The 18653-nt window shown below is 73.2% G+C and carries 16 protein-coding genes; 13 read left to right on the top strand and 3 right to left on the bottom strand.

What is annotated here, in order from left to right:
- Nucleotides 1–41: 41 nt before the first annotated feature.
- The gene (gene hrpB, locus AB9M23_RS00510) at nucleotides 42–2513 is read right to left on the bottom strand and encodes an ATP-dependent helicase HrpB (RefSeq protein ID WP_372421588.1); all 2472 of its coding nucleotides are present in this window, start codon (nucleotides 2511–2513) and stop codon (nucleotides 42–44) included.
- Between the two features lie 83 nt (nucleotides 2514–2596).
- On the opposite strand from hrpB, the gene AB9M23_RS00505 reads away from it, so the two are divergent.
- On the top strand, nucleotides 2597–3181 hold the full coding sequence (locus AB9M23_RS00505; protein WP_372421586.1) for a hypothetical protein: 585 nt from the start codon (nucleotides 2597–2599) through the stop codon (nucleotides 3179–3181).
- 165 nt (nucleotides 3182–3346) lie between these two features.
- Here AB9M23_RS00505 and erpA read toward each other — a convergent pair whose 3' ends face one another.
- Nucleotides 3347–3673 (bottom strand): iron-sulfur cluster insertion protein ErpA, encoded by a 327-nt coding sequence (gene erpA / locus AB9M23_RS00500; protein ID WP_372421584.1) that lies wholly within the window; start codon nucleotides 3671–3673, stop codon nucleotides 3347–3349.
- Nucleotides 3674–3753: 80 nt separating this feature from the next.
- Between erpA and AB9M23_RS00495 the strand changes: the two genes are divergently transcribed.
- The 4 genes from AB9M23_RS00495 (at nucleotide 3754) to AB9M23_RS00480 (ending at nucleotide 10161) form a co-directional block, all read left to right on the top strand.
- Nucleotides 3754–4968, top strand: a complete 1215-nt coding sequence (locus AB9M23_RS00495; RefSeq protein ID WP_372421582.1) for a deoxyguanosinetriphosphate triphosphohydrolase — start codon at nucleotides 3754–3756, stop codon at nucleotides 4966–4968.
- An 8-nt stretch (nucleotides 4969–4976) separates the two neighbouring features.
- Nucleotides 4977–6839, top strand: coding sequence for a bifunctional 2',3'-cyclic-nucleotide 2'-phosphodiesterase/3'-nucleotidase (locus AB9M23_RS00490; protein ID WP_372421580.1), 1863 nt, complete (start codon nucleotides 4977–4979; stop codon nucleotides 6837–6839).
- A gap of 92 nt (nucleotides 6840–6931) precedes the next feature.
- Entirely contained in the window at nucleotides 6932–9712 is a 2781-nt protein-coding gene (gene mutS, locus AB9M23_RS00485) for a DNA mismatch repair protein MutS (protein ID WP_372421578.1), read from the top strand.
- Between the two features lie 5 nt (nucleotides 9713–9717).
- Nucleotides 9718–10161: a GNAT family N-acetyltransferase gene (locus AB9M23_RS00480; protein WP_372422583.1), complete on the top strand. Its 444-nt coding sequence runs from the start codon at nucleotides 9718–9720 to the stop codon at nucleotides 10159–10161.
- Between the two features lie 13 nt (nucleotides 10162–10174).
- Here the strand turns inward: AB9M23_RS00480 and AB9M23_RS00475 are convergent, their stop codons facing one another.
- Nucleotides 10175–10597: a GNAT family N-acetyltransferase gene (locus tag AB9M23_RS00475; RefSeq protein WP_372421576.1), complete on the bottom strand. Its 423-nt coding sequence runs from the start codon at nucleotides 10595–10597 to the stop codon at nucleotides 10175–10177.
- 225 nt (nucleotides 10598–10822) lie between these two features.
- Here AB9M23_RS00475 and AB9M23_RS00470 point away from each other — a divergent pair, with 225 nt between their 5' ends.
- The 8 genes from AB9M23_RS00470 (at nucleotide 10823) to AB9M23_RS00435 (ending at nucleotide 18569) form a co-directional block, all read left to right on the top strand.
- Nucleotides 10823–11446: a peroxiredoxin gene (locus tag AB9M23_RS00470; RefSeq protein ID WP_372421574.1), complete on the top strand. Its 624-nt coding sequence runs from the start codon at nucleotides 10823–10825 to the stop codon at nucleotides 11444–11446.
- A 203-nt stretch (nucleotides 11447–11649) separates the two neighbouring features.
- Entirely contained in the window at nucleotides 11650–13188 is a 1539-nt protein-coding gene (locus AB9M23_RS00465) for a YifB family Mg chelatase-like AAA ATPase (RefSeq protein WP_372421572.1), read from the top strand.
- 100 nt (nucleotides 13189–13288) lie between these two features.
- Complete coding sequence (locus tag AB9M23_RS00460; RefSeq protein ID WP_372421570.1) at nucleotides 13289–14047, top strand: autoinducer binding domain-containing protein; 759 nt, start codon at nucleotides 13289–13291, stop codon at nucleotides 14045–14047.
- A gap of 101 nt (nucleotides 14048–14148) precedes the next feature.
- Nucleotides 14149–14370 carry a hypothetical protein gene (locus AB9M23_RS00455; RefSeq protein WP_372421568.1) on the top strand — a complete coding sequence of 74 codons (222 nt, stop codon included), beginning with the start codon at nucleotides 14149–14151 and terminating at the stop codon, nucleotides 14368–14370.
- A 173-nt stretch (nucleotides 14371–14543) separates the two neighbouring features.
- A complete protein-coding gene (locus AB9M23_RS00450) occupies nucleotides 14544–15290 on the top strand; it encodes a helix-turn-helix transcriptional regulator (RefSeq protein WP_372421567.1) in 747 nt (248 codons plus the stop codon).
- A gap of 95 nt (nucleotides 15291–15385) precedes the next feature.
- Complete coding sequence (locus AB9M23_RS00445) at nucleotides 15386–16027, top strand: acyl-homoserine-lactone synthase (RefSeq protein WP_372421565.1); 642 nt, start codon at nucleotides 15386–15388, stop codon at nucleotides 16025–16027.
- A 25-nt stretch (nucleotides 16028–16052) separates the two neighbouring features.
- Entirely contained in the window at nucleotides 16053–16274 is a 222-nt protein-coding gene (locus tag AB9M23_RS00440) for a hypothetical protein (RefSeq protein WP_372421563.1), read from the top strand.
- Between the two features lie 144 nt (nucleotides 16275–16418).
- The gene (locus AB9M23_RS00435) at nucleotides 16419–18569 is read left to right on the top strand and encodes an ATP-binding protein (RefSeq protein WP_372421561.1); all 2151 of its coding nucleotides are present in this window, start codon (nucleotides 16419–16421) and stop codon (nucleotides 18567–18569) included.
- The last annotated feature ends 84 nt before the right edge of the window (nucleotides 18570–18653 follow it).

The raw sequence follows: 18653 nt of genomic DNA, 5'->3' as shown, positions 1-18653 counted from the left end.
CGTTCTGCCACGACCCGGCGGCGCCGAACAGGCTCCTCCCCTCACCCGCCGCGCGGCTTCGCGCGGGTCGTCGGCGCGGCGCCCGCGGGGTCCTCCGGCCAGACGTGCCGGGGGTAGCGCCCGCGCATCTCGGCGCGCACCTCGGCCCAGGAGCCGCGCCAGAAGCCGGGGAGGTCCTTCGTCACCTGGATCGGGCGGTGCGCCGGCGAGAGCAGCTCCAGCACGAGCGGCAGGCGCCCGCCGGCGAGCGCCGGATGCGTGCCGACCCCGTAGAGCTCCTGCACGCGGATGGCGATCGCGGGCTCCATGCCGTCGTAGTCCACCGCGACCGAGGTACCGGTCGGCGCGCGCCAATGCGTCGGCGCCTCCGCGTCGAGGCGCCGCTGCAGGTCCCAGGGGAGCAGCGCCCGCAGGCCCTCGAGCACGTCGCCGGCCTCGACCTGCGCGAGCGCCGTGCGCCCCGCGAGCATCGGGGCGAGCCAGTCCGCGATGGTCTCGGCCAGCGCCGCATCCGACACGTCCGGCCAGGGCGCACCTTCGGCGGCGCGCAGGAAGGCGATGCGTCGGCGCAGCTGGATCGCGCCCTTCGACCACGGCAGGGCGTCGAGGCCGAGCTTCGCGATCCCGCGCGCGAGGACGGCCGGCGTCTGCGGGTCGTCCGCGAGGGGGATGGGGCGCTCGGCGAGGATCACCGACCCGATCCGCCGCACGGCCCGCCCGCGCACGGCCTTGGTCCTGGCGTCGAAGGCGATCTCGTCGCGCGCGACGACGCGATCGGCGAAGAGCGTCTCGATCTCGTCCGCCGCGAGCGCCGCCGCGGCCAGCACCCGCGCGGCGCCGGCGGCCCCGGCGATCTCGGCGACGGCGAGGAACGGCTCGCGGGCGAGCGCCAGGTGCGGCTCCAGCGCCGCGCCGCGGCCGTTGGCGAGGACGACCTCGCCGGGCTTGCCGCGGGCGCGGGCGATGCGGTCCGGGTAGGCGAGGGCGACGAGGGCGCCGACGGAAAGCCCCTCCGCCGGGCCGGGCGCGAGCCCCTCGGCCGCCTGCGCGGCCCAGCCGCGGGCGAGGCGGCGCATGTCCTGCGCGCGCCCGCCGCGCTCGCGGTCGAAGCGATCGAGCCGATGAGCGAGGTCGACGTCCTCGCCGCCGAGCCCGCGCTCGACGAGGAGCGCCGCGACCTCCGCCGCCCGTGCCGCCTCCCCGCGCTCGGCGGCGCGCAGCAGCATCGCGGCGAGGCGTGGCGGCAGCGGCAGGGCGCGCAGGCGCGATCCGAGCGGCGTGATGCGGCCGTCCGCGTCGAGGGCGCCGATCTCTGCGAGGAGTGCCCGCGCCTCGGCGAGCGCCGGGCGCGGAGGGGCGTCGAGGAAGGGCAGCGTCGTCGGGTCGGTCACGCCCCAGGCGGCGCAGTCGAGGACGAGGGACGCGAGATCGGCGGCGAGGATCTCGGGCGTCGCGAACGGCTGGAGCGCCCCCGTCGCGGCCTCCTCCCAGAGGCGCCAGCAGACGCCGGGCTCGGTGCGCCCCGCGCGGCCGCGGCGCTGGTCGGCGGAGGCGCGCGAGACCCGCACCGTCGCGAGACGGGTGAGCCCCACCGCCGGCTCGTAGACGGGCACGCGGGCGAGGCCGGAGTCGATCACGACCCGCACGCCCTCGATGGTGAGCGAGGTCTCGGCGATGCTCGTCGCCAGCACGACCTTGCGCCGCCCGGGCGCGGCGGGCGAGACGGCGCGGTCCTGCTCGCCCCGGTCGAGGGCGCCGTAGAGGGGAGCGATCTCGACCGCGGGGTCGCGCACCCGCTCCCGGAGCATCTGCGCGGTGCGGCGGATCTCCGCCTGCCCCGGCAGGAAGACGAGGAGCGAGCCGGTCTCCTCGGCGAGCGCACGCAGCGCGACGGCGGTCACCGCCTCCTCGATCCGCGCGCGCGGATCGCGCCCGACGTGCCGCGTCTCGACGGGGAAGGCCCGCCCCTCCGACGAGACGACCGGCGCGCCATCGAGCAGCGCGGCGACCCGCGCGCCGTCGAGCGTCGCGGACATGACGAGGATCCGCAGGTCCTCGCGCAGGCCGCCCTGAGCGTCGAGCGCCAGAGCGAGGCCGAGGTCGGCGTCGAGCGAGCGCTCGTGGTACTCGTCGAAGAGCACCGCCGCGACGCCGTCCAGCGTCGGGTCGTCGAGGATCATGCGCCCGAACACCCCTTCGGTGACGACCTCGACGCGGGTCTTCGCCGAGACCTGCGTGCCGAGCCGCACCCGCAGGCCGACCGTCTCGCCGACGCGCTCCCCGAGCGTGCGCGCCATCCGCTCGGCGGCGGCGCGGGCGGCGAGGCGGCGGGGTTCGAGCACGACGAGCTTGCCGCCGCGCGCCCACGCCTCGTCGAGGAGCGCGAGCGGCACGCGGGTCGTCTTGCCCGCTCCCGGCGGCGCGACGAGGACCGCGCGCGTCCCCGCGGCCAGTGCGGCGGCGAGGTCGGGGAGGACGGCGTCGATGGGCAGGGGCGTGTCGAAGGCGCGCATGGTGCGGGTGTGGCGCGCGCGCCCTCTCTTGACAAGCCGCGAGCCGTGCTAAGCTCCCCGCGTTCCGCCGCGGAGCGAGACCGATGAAGGACGTCCGGCGCCTGCCCACGATCAACGGCCCCACACCCGCCGAGCGCGCGCGCACCGGCGACCGGCGGGACGTCGACGAGCGCGAGGCGGCGCGCGCCTTCCAGCAGGCGCTGCGGCGCGAATACATCGACGAGCACGTCGCGCGCCGCCGCACCCGAGACGCGGTGGTGGGCTTCGAGGAGCGGGTGATCGTCTCCGGCGAGCGGGCGGCGGAGGCGCTGGAGCAGATCCAGCGGCTGCACAGGGTCTCGCCCACCTTCCGCGGCGTGCTCGACGCGGCGCTCGCGCGCGACGAGACGGTCTGGATCCGGATCGGCCGGGGCGGCTATTCCTGGGCGACGCTCGATGCGCACGACGAGAAGGTCTACGTCGACCTGGACCAGGGCGACCTCCTCGACCTCCTCGTCCACGAATGCGGCCACGCGCTGGCCAAGCTGGAGGACGGCCCGCTCGGCGGCTTCGGCCCCAACCAGCGCTTCCAGGCGGTGGTCAAGCGCGAGATGGAGATGGCGAATGCCGAGGTGAAGCCGTACGGGCTCGAGGTCCGGCAGCAGCCGGGGCCGGTCCGGGAGGGGTAGCTCCTCCCGCCCCGTCGGGGCGGGGACGGCCCGCGGAGCGGGCCAGGGGCGGGGTCCCGTGTTGCGCGCGCCGGGGATATCGGCTCGCGAGGAAGGCGCCTCGCGACGCGCCCCCTCCGTCTCGTCGGCTGCGCCGCCGAACCACCTCCCCCGATGGGGGAGCAGCTAGATGGTGAAGCTCACGCCGCAGCCGCAGCTGGCCTGGGCCTGGGGGTTCTCGATCTTGAAGGATTGGCCGATCAGGTCGTCGACGAAGTCGATCACCGACCCGTCCATATACTGCAGCGACATCTCGTCGATGAGCACGCCCGCCCCGTCGCGCTCGACGAGGACGTCGTCCTCCTGGCGCGCGGCGTCGACGTCGAAGGCGTACTGGAAGCCGGAGCAGCCGCCGCCCTGCACGGAGATGCGCAGCATCGAGCCGTCCGGCTCGCCCTTCATGATCTCGGCGATACGCTCGGCCGCACGTTGCGTCAGCTCGATGCCGGGCATGGGTTCCTCGTCCTCGACCTTGCCAAATCGGTTCCCCCGAATGTAAGCCTCGCTCGGTCGGACCGCAACGGGGAGAGGTCATGCGCTCGGGCGGCGAGAGATGGCGTGCTCCCCATGCCTGCGATCCGGGTGCGAGCCGCGGCCGGCAGCACGGCGCGAGCGCGTCCCCGACGCGCTCCGAGTTCCAGCGCGACCGCGACCGCATCATCCATTCCTCCGCCTTCCGGCGGCTGAAGCACAAGACGCAGGTCTTCGTCTTCCACGAGGGCGACCACTTCCGCACACGGCTGACCCACACGATCGAGGTCTCGCAGATCGCCCGCGCCATCGCCCGCTCGCTGGGGCTCGACGAGGACCTGGCCGAGGCGCTGGCGCTCTCGCACGACCTCGGCCACACGCCCTTCGGCCACACCGGCGAGGACGCGCTCGACGACCTGATGGCGGCGCACGGCGGCTTCGACCACAACGCGCAGGCGCTGCGCATCGTCACGCGCCTGGAGCGCCGCTACGCCGAGCACGACGGCCTCGACCTGACGTGGGAGACGCTGGAGGGGCTCGTCAAGCACAACGGCCCGCTCGTCGACGCCGACGGCCGACCGCAGGAGCGCTACGCCGCCCACGGCGTGCCCGGCGCGATCCTCGAGTTCGACGCCGAGTTCGGCCTCGATCTCGCGACCCACGCGTCCGGCGAGGCGCAGGCGGCGGCGATCGCCGACGACATCGCCTACGACGCCCACGACATCGACGACGGCCTGCGCGCCGGGCTGTTTCGGCTCGAGGACCTGCGCGCCGTGCCGCTCCTCGCCGACCTCCTCGCCGAGGTCGACGCCCGCTATCCCGGCCTCGAGACGCCCCGGCGCATCCACGAGCTCGTGCGCCGGGTGATCACCCGGCTCGTCGAGGACGTCATCCGCGAGAGCGAGGCCCGCCTCGCCGAGGCCGCGCCGGCGTCCGCCGAGGACGTCCGCCGCGCCGGGCGCACGCTGGTGGGCTTCTCGCCGGCGATGGCGGAGGCGGACCGGGCGATCAAGGGCTACCTCTACCCCAACATGTACCGCCATCCGAAGGTGAAGGCCGTACGCACCGACGCCGACCGGATCGTGCGCGACCTCTTCGCCCGCTTCACCGCCGAGCCGGACGCCATGCCCGAGGAATGGCGCACGGGTCTCGCCGGCGCCGACGCCGGCCGGATCGCGCGGCGCGTCGCCGACTACATCGCCGGCATGACCGACGGCTATGCGCTCGGCGTCCACCGGAGGCTGATCGGCGACACGCCGGACCTGAAGCTCGGGTGAGCGCGGCGATGCCTCGACTGCGGCTGATCGCCACCTCGGACCTGCACGCCCACGCCCGGCCCTGGGACTACCTCGCCGACCGCCCCGACCCGCGCCACGGGCTCGTCGCCGCCGGCGCGGCCATCGCCGCGGCCCGGGCGGAGGCCGAGGCGGCGGGCGCGGCGGTGCTCCTCGTCGACAACGGCGACCTGCTGCAGGGCGCGGCGCTGGGCGATCTCGTCGGCGCCGCGGGGCTCGCGCCCGACGAGACGCATCCGATGATCGCGGGCCTCGCGGCGCTCGGCTGCGACGCGGCGACGCCGGGCAATCACGAGTTCAACTACGGCCTGCCCTTCATGGAGGCGTCCTACGGCGGCGCGCCCTTCCCGGTCGTGTGCGCGAACGTCGCGCGCCGGGACGGCTCGCCCCTCTTCCCGTCCTTCGTCCTCCTCGAGCGCACCGTGCCCGGCCTCCCGCGGCGGCTTCGCATCGGCGTCACCGGCGTGCTGCCGCCGCAGATCCTGATGTGGGACAAGGCGCTCCTCGGCGACGCGCTCGTGGTGGAGGACATGGTCGACGCCCTCGCCCGCACGGTACCCGATATGCGCGCGGCGGGCGCCGACCTCGCCGTCGTGCTCTGCCATTCCGGCATCGCCGAGGGGCCCCGCGCAGGCGGCGAGGAGAACGCGGCGCTGTTCGTCGCGCAGGACGTGCCGGGCATCGACGCGATCGTCTGCGGTCACCTGCACCGGGTCTTTCCCGGCGGGCGCGACTTCGCCCACATCCCGGGCGTCGACGCCGAGCGCGGCCGGCTCGCCGGCGTGCCGGCGGTGATGCCGGGCTTCTACGGCTCGCATCTCGGCATCGTCGACCTCGAGCTCGTGGCGGACGAGCCCGACGGCGGGGTGCGGGTCGCCACGGCGTCCTGCGAAGCCCGCCCGGTCCCGCCGCTCCCCGATCCGCCGCCCCCCGCGGCAGCGGCGATCCTGCGGCTCACGGCGGACGTCCACGCCCGCACGCTCGCCCACGTGCGCCGGCCGGTCGGCGAGACGAGGACGCCGATCGACACCTACTTCACCGCGCTCGGCGACGACGGCGATCTCGCCCTGCTCTGCGCGGCGCAGGCCGCCTTCGTGCGCCGCGCGATCGCGGGGACGGCGCTCGCGGAGCTGCCGCTGCTGGCGGCTGCCGCGCCGTTCCTCGCGGGCGGGCGCAACGGGCCGCGCGGCTACACGGACATCCCGGCGGGCCCGCTCGCCATGCGCGACCTCGCCGCGCTCTATCCCTACCCCAACGCGGTCTGCGCCGTGCGCGTGACCGGCGCCGAGATCGTGCTGTGGCTCGAGCGGGCGGCCGGCCTGTTCGCCACGATCGACCCGGACGCGCGCGGGCCGCAGCCGCTCCTCGACGCGCGTTTCCCCTCCTACCATTTCGACATGATCCAGGGCCTCTCCTACACGATCGACCCGACGGTGCCCGCGCGCTTCGACCGGGAGGGCGACGTGGTCGACCCGGGCGCACGGCGCGTCCGCGACCTCTCCTTCGACGGGCGCCCGGTGCGCGAGGACGACGTCTTCCTGCTGGCGACGAACACCTACCGCGCCGGCGGCGGCGGGCGCTTCTGCGGCGGGCGGCTCGAGACCGTCTTCACCGCGACGACGCTGGTGCGCGAGGCGCTTCACGAGCACGTGCGCGACCGCGCCGTCCAGAGCGGCCCCCTCGGGCTGGAGGACAGGCTCTCCTGGCGGCTCGCCGATCTCCCCGAGGGCGTCGAGGTGCTCTACGCCACCGGCCCCGGCGCGCGGGGCCGCGAGCCGGCGGACCTGCGGCTCGAGGAGCGCGGCCTCGATGCCGAGGGCTTCCGGCTCTACCGCTATCGTGGCCGGCGCTGAGGCGCCGGGTCCTGTGGGCGTCGAGGCCCCGCCTGTGGACGCCGGGCGGGCGCCCCTCCCCTCCCCCGTCACGCGCTGGTAAACCGGAGGGCATGACCACAGACCCCGTGCTCGAGGCCCCTGCGCCCTCCTCCGCCGCGCGCCTGCCCGCTCCCCGCGGGGCCGCCGCCGCGCCGAAGGCCGGCGAGGATCGCGTCACGCCGATGATGGCGCAGTACGTCGAGATCAAGGGCGCCAATCCCGACAGCCTGCTGTTCTACCGCATGGGGGACTTCTACGAGCTGTTCTTCGAGGACGCGGAGATCGCCTCCCGGGCGCTCGGCATCGTGCTCACCAAGCGCGGCAAGCACCTCGGCCAGGACATCCCGATGTGCGGCGTGCCGATCGAGCGCGCGGACGACTACCTCCAGCGCCTGATCGCGCTCGGCCACCGCGTCGCGGTCTGCGAGCAGATGGAGGACCCCGCCGAGGCGAGGAAGCGGGGCGCCAAGGCCGTCGTGCGCCGCGACGTGGTCCGGCTCGTGACGCCCGGCACCATCACCGAGGAGCGTCTGCTCGAGCCCGCCCGCGCCTCGCTCCTCGTCGCGATCGCCCGGCGCAAGGCGAGCGAGGACGCCTACGCCTACGGCGTCGCCGCGGTGGACATCTCGACGGGCGCCTTCACCGTGACGGAGACGACCCGCGGCGGCCTCGGCCCCACCCTGGCGCGCCTCGACCCGCGCGAGATCGTGCTGCCCGACACGCTCCACGACGACCCGGACCTCGCCGGCGTCTGGCGCGAGATCGGCGCGCCGCTCTACCCGCTCGCGCGCGACGGGCTCGACGCCGCCTCCGCGCAGGCCCGCCTGGAGGAGGCCTTCGGCGTCGCGACGCTCGACGCCTTCGGCAGCTTCGGCCGCGCCGAGATCGCGGCGGCGGGGACCGTGCTGCACTACGTGGCGCGCACGCAGATCGGCGCGCGCCCGGCGCTGCGCCCGCCGGCGCGGGAGGACGGCGGCGGCGTGCTCGCGATCGACCCGGCGACGCGGGCGAACCTCGAGCTCGTGCGCACGCTCTCGGGAGAGCGCACGGGCTCGCTGCTCGCCGCCATCGACCGCACGCTGACGCCCGGCGGCGGGCGGCTCCTCGCCGAGCGGCTGTCGGGCCCGCTCACCGACGTCGCGGCGATCCGCGCGCGGCAGGACGCCGTGGCGCGCCTCGTCGAGGACGCGATCCTGCGCGAGCGGCTGCGCGAGCGGCTTTCGAGCGCGCCCGACATGTCCCGAGCGCTCGGCCGGCTCGCGCTGGATCGCGGCGGGCCGCGCGACCTCGCCGCCGTGCGCGACGGCCTCGCCGCGGCGGGCGCGGTCGCCCGGCTCCTGGCCGAGGCCGGCGATCTCCCCGCCGAGATCGAGGCCGCCCGCGCCGCGCTCGCCGATCTCGCCCCGGCGCTCGAGGCGCGTCTCGCCGACACGCTCGCCGAGGACCTGCCGTTGTCGAAGCGCGACGGCGGCTTCGTCGCAGCCGGCGTCGACCCCGCCCTCGACGAGGCGCGCGCGCTCGGCACCGACTCGCGCCGCTTCATCGCCGGATTGCAGGCCCGCTATGCCGAGGAGACCGGCTGCCGGACGCTGCGCATCAAGCACAATTCGATGCTCGGCTATTATCTCGAGGTGCCCGCGGCATTCGGCGAGGAGCTGCTGCGCGGGCCCCTCAAGGGGAGCTACATCCACCGCCAGACGATGTCGGACGCGATGCGCTTCACCACGCTCGAGCTCGGCGAGCTCGAGCGGCGCATCGCCTCGGCCTCCGAGCGGGCGGTGGCGATCGAGCACGCGATCTTCGCCGACCTCGCCGCCATGCTCGCCGGCGCCCGCCCGGCGATCCTCGCCGCCGGGGACGCGCTCTCGGCCATCGACGTCGCGGCCGCCCTCGCCGACCTCGCCGCCGAGCGCGCCTGGACGCGCCCGCTCGTCGACGAAAGCCTCGCCTTCGCCGTGGAGGACGCACGCCACCCGGTGGTCGAGGCGGCGCTGGCGCGCGAGGGCAAGCCCTTCATCGCCAATTCCTGCGACCTCTCCGGGGACGGAGCCGGCGCGATCGCCGTCGTCACCGGCCCCAACATGGGCGGCAAGTCGACGTTCCTGCGCCAGAACGCGCTCGTCGTCGTGCTCGCCCAGATGGGCGCCTTCGTCCCCGCGGCGCGGGCGCATGTCGGCGTATGCGACCGGCTGTTCTCCCGCGTCGGCGCCGCCGACGACCTCGCCCGCGGGCGCTCGACCTTCATGGTCGAGATGGTCGAGACCGCCGCCATCCTCAACCAGGCGACCCGCCGCTCGCTCGTCATCCTCGACGAGATCGGGCGCGGCACCGCCACCTTCGACGGGCTCTCCATCGCCTGGGCGGCGGTGGAGCACCTGCACGAGGAGAACCGCTGCCGGGCGTTGTTCGCGACCCATTTCCACGAGCTCACCCGGCTGACCGAGCGCTTCGCACGCATCGAGACGCTGACGCTGCGCGTGGCCGAGCACGCGGGCCAGCCGATCTTCCTCCACGAGGTGGTGAGGGGCGCCGCCGACCGCTCCTACGGGCTCCAGGTCGCCAAGCTCGCGGGGCTCCCGCCGCCGGTCGTGGCGCGGGCGGGCGAGATCCTGCGCGAGCTCGAGCGCACCGAGCGCGAGCACCCCCGCGCGGCGCGCCTCGACGACCTGCCGCTCTTCGCCGCCCCGGTGCGCACCGCGCCGCAGCCACCAGCTCCGAAGGCCGAGGCGAAGCCCGACCCGCTGCGCGCGGCGCTGGCCGCGCTGGACCCGGACGAGATGACGCCGAAGGCGGCGCTGGAGGCGCTCTATGCGCTGAAGGCGGCGGCGCGGGAAGGAGGGAGCGGATCGTGACGGCGATGCGCCCCGCCCTCCCGCACGAGGGCGAGGCCGTGCGCGCGCTCGTGCGCGCCGCCTTCGCCGTGCACATCCCGACGCTCGGGCGCGAGCCAGGACCGATGGGCCACGACTGGCCGGCCTGCGTCGCCGCCTGCGAGGTGAGCGCCCTCGACGACGAAGCGGGCGCCCTCGCCGCGGTGGCGCGCCTCGTGCCTCAGCCCGACGCGCTCCTCGTCGAGACGATCGCCGTGCGCCCGGACCTGCGCGGCACCGGGCTCGGCCGTATTCTCCTCGCCTTCGCGGAGGACGAGGCCCGACGGCGGGGGCTCCTTCGGCTGCGACTCTACACGAACGCCCTGATGACGCAGAACATCGCGCTCTACGCGCGCCACGGCTACCGCGAGACGCACGAGACGGGGGAGCCGCCGATGCGGAAGGTCTGGATGGAGAAGGTGATCGGGTGAGGCGCGCCGTCGCTCACAATCCCCGTACCAGCACCGCCTGCCGGTCGAGCCCCACCCCCGTCATCCGCCAGCCGCGGCGCGCGTAGAAATCGATCGCCTTCGTGCCCTGGCCGGTGGCGAGCCAGGCCTGGGCGTGGCCGGCCTGCTTCAGGGCCGCCGTCAACGCCTCGTGCAGCGCGGTGCCGTGGCCCCGCCCCTGGGCCGGATCGATCACGAACATGGCCCAGACGTAGCCGTTGAGCGGGTTGGCGCAGGCGAAGCCCTGGAGGGTACCGGCATCGTCGGCGCTGGCGAGGAAGATCCCCTCGTTGAGATACCAGAACACCTCCTGGTCGCTGATCGCGGTGGGGTCCGCGAGGCGGTTCTCGGACACGCCGAGGCGGATCTCGGCGATGCGGGGCAGGTCCTCGGCACGGGCGGGGCGGATCGTCGGCACGGGGCGGCTCCGGAAGGGACGGCGAACGGGCGCGGTGATGATCTCCCGTAGCACCGCGCGAACGGCACGGCTGTCGCGCCCGCGCCACAGGCGGCGGGCGACGTGCGCCGCCCACGCACAGCGCGGTGACACCAGCGGTAGCGCTCAACCAAGACATCGCACAACCGTCGTCCATCGAACTATAATGCAGCCGAATCGATCTCCACCCTGGAGCCTTCGGCCGCCATGACCAGCCACCCAGCCGCCCTCTCCGACGCCGCGCCCCCGCGCCCCGTCCTCCCGCACGGCCTGCCCGAGCCCGTCGACGACGGCACCTGCGCGCATCTTCCCGGCCGCGCCCTGCCGGACATCGCGCTTCCCGGCTCGCACGGGGAGGACGTCGTGCTCGCCCGCCTGCCCGGCTGGAGCGTGGTCTATTGCTACCCGATCTCGGGGGAGGACGACTCGATCCTCCCCGACGGCTGGGACCTGATCCCCGGCGCCCGCGGCTGCTCGCCGCAGAGTTGCTCCTTCCGCGACCACGCCGCCGAACTCGCGGCGCTCGGCGCCCGCGTCTTCGGCCTCGCGACGCAGCCGCCGGCCTACCTCGCGGGCGAGGTCGCCCGGCTGCACCTGCCCTTCCCGCTCCTCTCCGACGCGACCCTCGCCTTCCAGCGCGCCCTCGCCCTGCCGCTGCACGACGTGCCGGTCGCCGGCAGCCGCGTGCTGCGCCGCGTGACGCTGATCTGCGCGGGCGGCACGATCCGCGACGTCCACTACCCCGTCTTCCCGCCCGACCGGGCAGCCGAGGCGACGCTGGCCCGGCTGCGGGTGCTGGTGGGCGCGGAGGGGGAGAAGACCATCGGCTGAGTTCTCTGGCGCGCCGAAGAGCCCTCACGGGCGGTAGCCGACTTCGTCGGCGCCGTCACCGACGACGACGCGGTCGCGCGGGCGGCCCGAGGCGCCGGCCGCGGACGTTGCGAAGCCGGGGTGAGGCGAACCTCTGCGCTTGTCATCGACGATCGCATATGCAACCTTGATCGCGCTTCGTTCACGAGCCGTCGAGGTTCCCCATGGTCACGCGCGTCTCAACCGTCTCGTTCGAGGGCGTCGAGGCGCGGGCGGTGGACGTGCAGGTCCAGGTCGCGCCGGGGGAGCCGCGATTCAACGTCGTCGGCCTGCCGGACAAGGCGGTGGGCGAGAGCCGCGAGCGGGTGCGCTCCGCGATGATCTCGTCGGGCCTGTCGCTGCCGACGAAGCGCATCACCGTCAATCTCGCGCCGGCGGACACGCCCAAGGAGGGCAGCCACTACGACCTGCCGATCGCGCTGGGGCTGATGGCGGCGCTCGGCGCCATTCCGTCGGACGCGCTCGAGGGCTTCACCGTGCTCGGCGAGCTCGCGCTCGACGGCTCGATCACGCCGGTGGCGGGCGTGCTGCCGGCCGCGATCGCCGCGCACGGGCGCGGCCAGGGGCTGATCTGCCCCCGCGCCTGCGGGCCGGAGGCGGCGTGGGCGTCGGAGGAGATGGCGGTGATCGCGCCGGAGAACCTCATCCAGCTCGCCAACCACTTCAAGGGCACGCAGGTCCTCTCGCGGCCCGAGCCCGCGGTCGCCGTGCGCGGCGGCACGCTGCCCGATCTGAAGGAGATCAAGGGCCAGGAGAACGCCAAGCGCGTGCTCGAGATCGCGGCGGCCGGCGGGCACAACCTGCTCATGTCCGGCCCGCCCGGCGCCGGCAAGTCGATGCTCGCCCAGCGCCTGCCCTCGATCCTGCCCGCCCTCTCGCCGCGCGAACTGCTCGAGGTTTCGATGGTGCACTCCGTCGCGGGGCTGATCGAGGAGGGCCAGCTCTCCGACCGGCGGCCGTTCCGCGCCCCGCACCACTCGGCGTCGACGGCGGCGCTGGTGGGCGGCGGCGTCACGGCGCGCCCGGGCGAGATCTCGCTCGCCCACCGGGGCGTGCTGTTCCTGGACGAATTGCCCGAGTTCCAGCCGCAGACGCTCGACAGCCTGCGCCAGCCGATGGAGACCGGCGAGGTGATGATCGCGCGCGCCAACGCCCGATGCACCTACCCCGCCCGCTTCCAGCTCGTCGCGGCGATGAACCCGTGCCGCTGCGGCCAGGCGACGGAGCCCGGCTGGGCCTGCCGGCGCGGGCCCAACGAGCGCTGCATGGCGCAGTACCAGGCGCGCCTCTCCGGCCCGCTGCTCGACCGCATCGACCTGACGATCGAGGTGCCGGCGGTGCGCGCGGCGGACCTGATCCTGCCGCCCCCGGCGGAGGGCTCGGCCGAGGTCGCGCGACGCGTCGCCGCGGCGCGATCGGTCCAGGGCGCGCGTTACGCCGCGCTCGGCCTGCCCGCCAGCACGACGAACGCCGCCTGCCCCGCCGCCGTGCTCGAGGACGTCGCGACACCCGACGCGCAGGGTCTCGCGCTGGTGCGCGACGCGTCCGAGGCGATGAAGCTCTCCGCGCGCGGCTACCACCGCGTCCTGCGCGTCGCCCGCACGCTGGCCGATCTCGACGGCACGAGCCGGGTCGGCCGGGTGCACGTGGCCGAAGCGCTCTCGTACAGATCGCATCTGGATCGCCGTAGGGTTGCTGCGTAGGTACCGGCGAACTCGGTGGCGCCTACGGTTTGTGTCGGACAACCGGGTAGGCTATGGTTGCGGAACTCCCGACACTCGGATCGACGGGACCGGAATGGCGATGAGCGCGCATCTCCACACCAGCGACTTCGCGGGCGATACCCGCGCGATGCTGGCAGCGGTGTCGAAGGTGGACGAGCCGGGAGCCATGCTGTTCGAGCTGGGAGTGGCACTCGGCCGGTTCGGCGTGGAGAACATCGTGGTCGCCACGTTCGAGCGCGCCGGCTCCCTCGGTGCCGATGCGATGCTTCTCCACAAGCTTCCAAAGGGTTGGCTGCGAACCTACGTCGAGCGCGAATACGGGCGCCACGATCCGGTCCTGCGGCTGTGCGCGCGGACGAGCCGTTCCTTCGCCTGGACCGAAGCCGGACGGGAACTCCCGCCGAACGCTCGATCCGAGGCGGTCATGGCCGCCGCCCGCGACCAGGGAATGGCGGAGGGCTTGTGCGTACCGATCCACGGCCGACGGGGGCTCGAAGGATGCGTGTCCGTGAGCGGATCATGGCTGGACGTCACCCCGCGGATTCGCCCCGTGATGGAGGTCGTCGCGCGCGGGGTATTCGGCCGCTGCCGCGAGATGGCTTCACGCGTGAGTCCGCATCCTCCTTCGCGCCTCACGCGGCGTGAGCGCGACGTGCTGAGCCTCGCCGCAAGCGGCCTTTCCGCGGCAGGGACGGCCGCTGCACTCGGCATCTCGGAAAGAACGGTGACGACCCACATAGCGAGCGCGTGCCGGAAGCTCGACGCGTCGAACAAGACGGCGGCCGTCGCCTCCGCAATCAGACGTGACCTGCTCGATCCGGCACATCGCGATTTCTGACGATTTTGCGGCGCACTGACTTGGCTCATATTGGCGGGAGTGAGGCCGTTCCTCCGGGTACCCAGGGCGGAAGAACGCTCGAGCAGGCCAACGGGGTCGGGATGCGTAACGAGAACGACACTGATAGCGATCCACATCCGGCCGGCGGCAATACGCCTCCGCATCGCATGACGATGGATGAACAAGACGCGAGATACCTGAGATTGCTGGAAGAGCCACTCGTAGAGGACATATTCGAGCTGGCGGTCATGATGGAGGAAAAAGAGCGGAAGCTTGCATTCGATCTCATCGTAACGATTCTGAGTAACAAGAAGTCCATCTGAAGTCTTCGAACGCTTTGAAAATACGGGAATGGGACACGATCCTCGGGGGTCGAAAAGAACTCGGACTGTTGCCTCTCCGGGAGGTTTCGTACATATTGCGGAGGCTCGGGTCCGGGCGCGCCGAAGCGCGAGCATCCGGTTCCGGAGCCTGGAGGTGCCGCGAGATCGCTTCGATGAGAAATCCCTCCCCCGAGAACACCCTGTCCTTCGAGATCATCGACCGGATCAGCGCAGCTGCCAAGCTGGAGGAGGGCCATGCAGTCCTGCGCGAGAACATGCATCGCTTCGACCTCAAGCACGTGGCGTATCTCGGTCTGAACATTCCCTCGGAGCGTCGGCGGAAGCCGCTCGTCGCGGTTACGTACTCTCCGGAATGGCAGCGCCATTACGAGCAGAGCGACTACGTCAACATCGATCCCGTCGTCAGTGCCGGACTGGGCGGCATCCTACCGATCGACTGGACAGAGATCGACCGCACCCGCCCCACCATACGCAAGGTCTTCGGCGAGGCGCAGGAGTTCGACGTCGGCATGCAGGGGCTCTCGTTCCCGATCCGGGGCCGCTACGGCGAGTTCGCGCTGTTTTCGATCAACGCCGACGTGCCCGCGAGAAACTGGCCATCGCTCAAGAAGATGCTCGTCAAGGAGTTCATGGTCATTTCCTACTATTTCCACTCGTGGGCCTTGCAGGTGGAGCAGATCGAGCAGAACGATTTCGCCGGGAAGCTGTCGGAGCGCGAGAAGGAATGCCTTCGCTGGTCGGCCGCCGGCAAGACGATATGGGATACATCGGCCATCCTAGGGTTGAGCGAACGAACCGTAAGGTTTCATCTCGAGAATGCAAGGTCGAAGCTCAACGCTCTCTCCACGACGCATGCTGTGTCGAAAGCAATTTCTTATGGCGTTATCCCGCTACCGTAGCTAGATTACCTGTCGTTTCCGACAGGTTCTTTTCTTCGTTCTTCATGCGAATTTCTTTCCGTTGGCTGTGTCCCACAATCAACGGGAGAAACATAATGATCCGCGTCATCCAGAGCCACCAGCGAGGGCAGTTTCCCCGAGAGATCGATGCGATGCATCGCATCCGCAAGAAGGTCTTCCACGACCGCCTCGGCTGGGATGTGTCGATCATTCGCGACTGGGAAGTCGACGGTTTCGATGCGCTCGACTGCGTGTACCTGATCTGCGTCGACGACGAGGAGCGTGTCCTGGGTAGCATCCGTTTGCTGCCAACCATCGGATACAACATGCTGAACGACGTGTTCCCCGAGCTTCTGCCGGACGGGACGCGCGTCGAGAGCCCGCTGATCTGGGAGTCGAGCCGGTTCTCGATCGATCCCGACGCGGACGTCGAGCTGACCCGCAATCGTCTCAGCCGCCCCACGGCGGAGCTCATCCTGGGCATGAACGAGCTGGGCCGCGAGCTGGGCCTGTCGCACATCGTCACGGTGTACGACGCGTTCATCGCCCGCATCCTGCGCCGCGCCGACTGCCGCGGCGAGCCGATCTCCAGCCCGATCCGCATCGGCAAGACGATCGCCTTCGCCGCCCTGTTCGAGATAGGCGACGAGATGGAATCCGCTCTGCGCAAGGCGAGCGGCATCACCGGCCCCGTGCTCGAGGTCGGCTACCGCATGGCGCGTTCCGACGCCGCGTGAACGACGAAGAAACAGAGGCTCTGCGATGTCCAAGGTCACCATCGAGTTCAAGTCCTCGAAGCGCACCCCGACGGGAGAGGGGCCGCTCGAGCTCTCGCCGCGCGACGTCCGCTCGCTCTACTTCGTGCGCGAACCCTACGTCGACCAGATCGTCGACACCGCCGTCATGCTGACGGAGGCCGAGCGCAAGCTCGCCCTGCGCCTGCTCGAGGCCGTGCTCGAGCACCGCCGCGCCTCGCTCTCGTGAGGACCTCTCGGCCCGCGATGCGGGCCGAGGATCGCCGACCGCGCGAATCCGCGCCATTCCCGCAAAGGACCGTTCACCGTCTTTCTCAAGCCGACCTTCAGCCCGCATGCGGCAGGGTGCGCGGGCTGAGAACGGGGCGGCGCAATGGACGGTCTCTTCATCATCACTCCCACGGCCGCGGCGCTGGCGCTCGCCGGCGCGCTCGCTTTCGCGGCGACCCTCGCCGCCGTCCTGATCCTGCGCGACCACATGCGGCTCGAGGCGCGCACGCGTGGGCTCGAGACCGACGCGGAGGCGCTCCAGGACAGGCTGTGGCGCGCCGAGGAGAGCGAGCACTTCTTCCGCGCGCTCGCCGAGTCGCAGGTCGACGCCATCGTCCAGCGCGACGCACAGGGACGCGTCACCTGGGCCAACGACGGCTTCGCCGTCCTCGTCGGGCTGCCGCGCGAGGAGGTGCTGGGCCGCGCGCACGCCCCGCGGGTGCTGGAGAGCCGGCCGCCGCGGCTGCGCGGCGACGGCGCGCGGCTCGTCGACGAGGCGATCGAGACGCCCGACGGCGTGCGCTGGGTCGGCTGGATCGAGACCACCGCGCCCGGCCGCGGCGGCGCGCCCGAGACCCTGAGGGCCGGGCGCGAGATCACCGAGCGCGTCTCCTCCGAGGCCGCGCTCGCCGAGGCGCGCGCCCGCGCCGAAGCGGCGAGCGAGGCGAAGTCGCGCTTCCTCGCCACCGTGAGCCACGAGTTCCGCACGCCGCTCGGCGGCATCCTCGGCATGGCCGACCTCATCCTCGACACCCGCTGCGACCCCGAGCAGACCACCTACGCCCAGGCGATCAAGACGTCGGGCGCGGCGCTCCTGTCGCTCATCGACGAGATCCTCGACTTCTCCCGCATCGAGGCGGGCAAGCTCACCCTCGCCCCCGCCCCGTTCGACCTCGCGGGCTGCGTCGAGGGCGTGGTCGAGCTCCTCGCACCGCGGGCGCAGGGCAAGGGCATCGAGATCGCGGGCTACTGCGCGGCCGATCTCCCCGCGCGTCTCGTCGGCGACGAGGCACGCATCCGCCAGATCCTGGTCAACCTCGCCGGCAACGCGGTGAAGTTCACCGATACCGGCGGCGTCGGAGTCGAGGCGGTGCCGGAGGCGGGGGGCGGGATCGTGCTGCGCGTCTCCGACACCGGCCCCGGCATCGCGCCCGAACGCATCCCGGCCCTGTTCGAGGAGTTCGAGCAGGGCGACGGCTCGGCGGCGCGCCGCCATCCCGGCACGGGGCTCGGGCTCGCCATCACCCAGCGCCTCGTCGCGGGCATGGGCGGGACGATCGCCGTCGAGAGCGCGCCCGGCGCGGGCGCACGCTTCACGGTGACCCTGCCGCTGCCGGCGGCGAGGACGTCTTCGCTTCCGGCAGAGGCGCCGCCCGCCGCCTCCCTCGCCGGCCGGCGCGTGCTCGTCCTCGCCCGCTCGCCCTTCGAGGCGCCCTTCATCGCGCGCCGGCTGGAGCAGGAAGGCGCGCGGGTCCACGTCGTCGCCACCGAGGGCGAGACGCTGGCGAAGATCGCCATGGCCGGGCCGGGCGCGACCTTCGATTCGCTCATCGTCGATTGCGCCCTCGGCGACGACCTCGCCCGCGAGGTGGCCGCGGCCGCACGCGAGGCGGGGGTGTCCCGGGCGATCGTGCTGCTCTCGCCCTTCGAGCGGCGCGACCTCGGCTCGCCGGCCGCGGCCGGCTACGACGGCTATCTCGTCAAGCCGGTGCGGGCGCGCTCCCTCGTCGAGCGGCTCGTCGAGCCGCTGGCGCCCCACGCCGAGGCCGTGCGGCCGGGGCCCTCGCCGGCCGCGCAGCCGGCACGGCGGCGGCTTCCCGGCGAGCGCGGGAACGCGCCGCGGCCGGGCGCGCCCCGCGTGCTGCTCGCGGAGGACAACGAGATCAACGCGCTCCTCGCGCTCAAGGCGCTGGAGAAGCGCGGCGCCGTCGTCGACTGGGCCAAGGACGGCCACGAGGCCGTGGCCCTGGCGGAGGCTTCCTTCGCCGGGCTGCGGCCGGACTACGACGTCGTGTTCATGGACATCCGCATGCCGGGCCTCGACGGTCTCGAGGCGACGCGGCGCATCCGCACCCTCGAGCGCGCGCTCGGCCGCCGCCAGCCGCGCCGGATCGTGGCGCTCACCGCCAACGTCCTCAAGGAGGACGAGGAGGCGGCCCGCGAGGCCGGGCTCGACGGCTTCCTGCCCAAGCCCTTCGAGCCGCGCATGCTGGAGCGGCTCCTGGGCGACACGGGGCTCGCGCGCGCGGGCTGAGCGGGCGGTGGAGCGGGCGGTGGAGCGGGCGGTGGGGCGCGGGATCCTCGCCGCCGTTGCGCATTCTGTTGTGCCGGCTAAGGT

The organism is Salinarimonas chemoclinalis (genome assembly GCF_041514305.1).
Lineage (GTDB): Bacteria > Pseudomonadota > Alphaproteobacteria > Rhizobiales > Beijerinckiaceae > Salinarimonas > Salinarimonas chemoclinalis.
This window is presented reverse-complemented; position numbering and strand designations above follow the sequence as displayed.

Bases quoted from the DNA above. Each gene is read 5' to 3' on its own strand.
- hrpB (WP_372421588.1), bottom strand. From the start codon at position 2,513: ATGCGCGCCTTCGACACGCCCCTGCCCATCGACGCCGTCCTCCCCGAC.
- AB9M23_RS00505 (WP_372421586.1), top strand. From the start codon at position 2,597: ATGAAGGACGTCCGGCGCCTGCCCACGATCAACGGCCCCACACCCGCC.
- erpA (WP_372421584.1), bottom strand. From the start codon at position 3,673: ATGCCCGGCATCGAGCTGACGCAACGTGCGGCCGAGCGTATCGCCGAG.
- AB9M23_RS00495 (WP_372421582.1), top strand. From the start codon at position 3,754: ATGCGCTCGGGCGGCGAGAGATGGCGTGCTCCCCATGCCTGCGATCCG.
- AB9M23_RS00490 (WP_372421580.1), top strand. From the start codon at position 4,977: ATGCCTCGACTGCGGCTGATCGCCACCTCGGACCTGCACGCCCACGCC.
- mutS (WP_372421578.1), top strand. From the start codon at position 6,932: ATGACCACAGACCCCGTGCTCGAGGCCCCTGCGCCCTCCTCCGCCGCG.
- AB9M23_RS00480 (WP_372422583.1), top strand. From the start codon at position 9,718: ATGCGCCCCGCCCTCCCGCACGAGGGCGAGGCCGTGCGCGCGCTCGTG.
- AB9M23_RS00470 (WP_372421574.1), top strand. From the start codon at position 10,823: ATGACCAGCCACCCAGCCGCCCTCTCCGACGCCGCGCCCCCGCGCCCC.
- AB9M23_RS00465 (WP_372421572.1), top strand. From the start codon at position 11,650: ATGGTCACGCGCGTCTCAACCGTCTCGTTCGAGGGCGTCGAGGCGCGG.
- AB9M23_RS00460 (WP_372421570.1), top strand. From the start codon at position 13,289: ATGAGCGCGCATCTCCACACCAGCGACTTCGCGGGCGATACCCGCGCG.
- AB9M23_RS00455 (WP_372421568.1), top strand. From the start codon at position 14,149: ATGCGTAACGAGAACGACACTGATAGCGATCCACATCCGGCCGGCGGC.
- AB9M23_RS00450 (WP_372421567.1), top strand. From the start codon at position 14,544: ATGAGAAATCCCTCCCCCGAGAACACCCTGTCCTTCGAGATCATCGAC.
- AB9M23_RS00445 (WP_372421565.1), top strand. From the start codon at position 15,386: ATGATCCGCGTCATCCAGAGCCACCAGCGAGGGCAGTTTCCCCGAGAG.
- AB9M23_RS00440 (WP_372421563.1), top strand. From the start codon at position 16,053: ATGTCCAAGGTCACCATCGAGTTCAAGTCCTCGAAGCGCACCCCGACG.
- AB9M23_RS00435 (WP_372421561.1), top strand. From the start codon at position 16,419: ATGGACGGTCTCTTCATCATCACTCCCACGGCCGCGGCGCTGGCGCTC.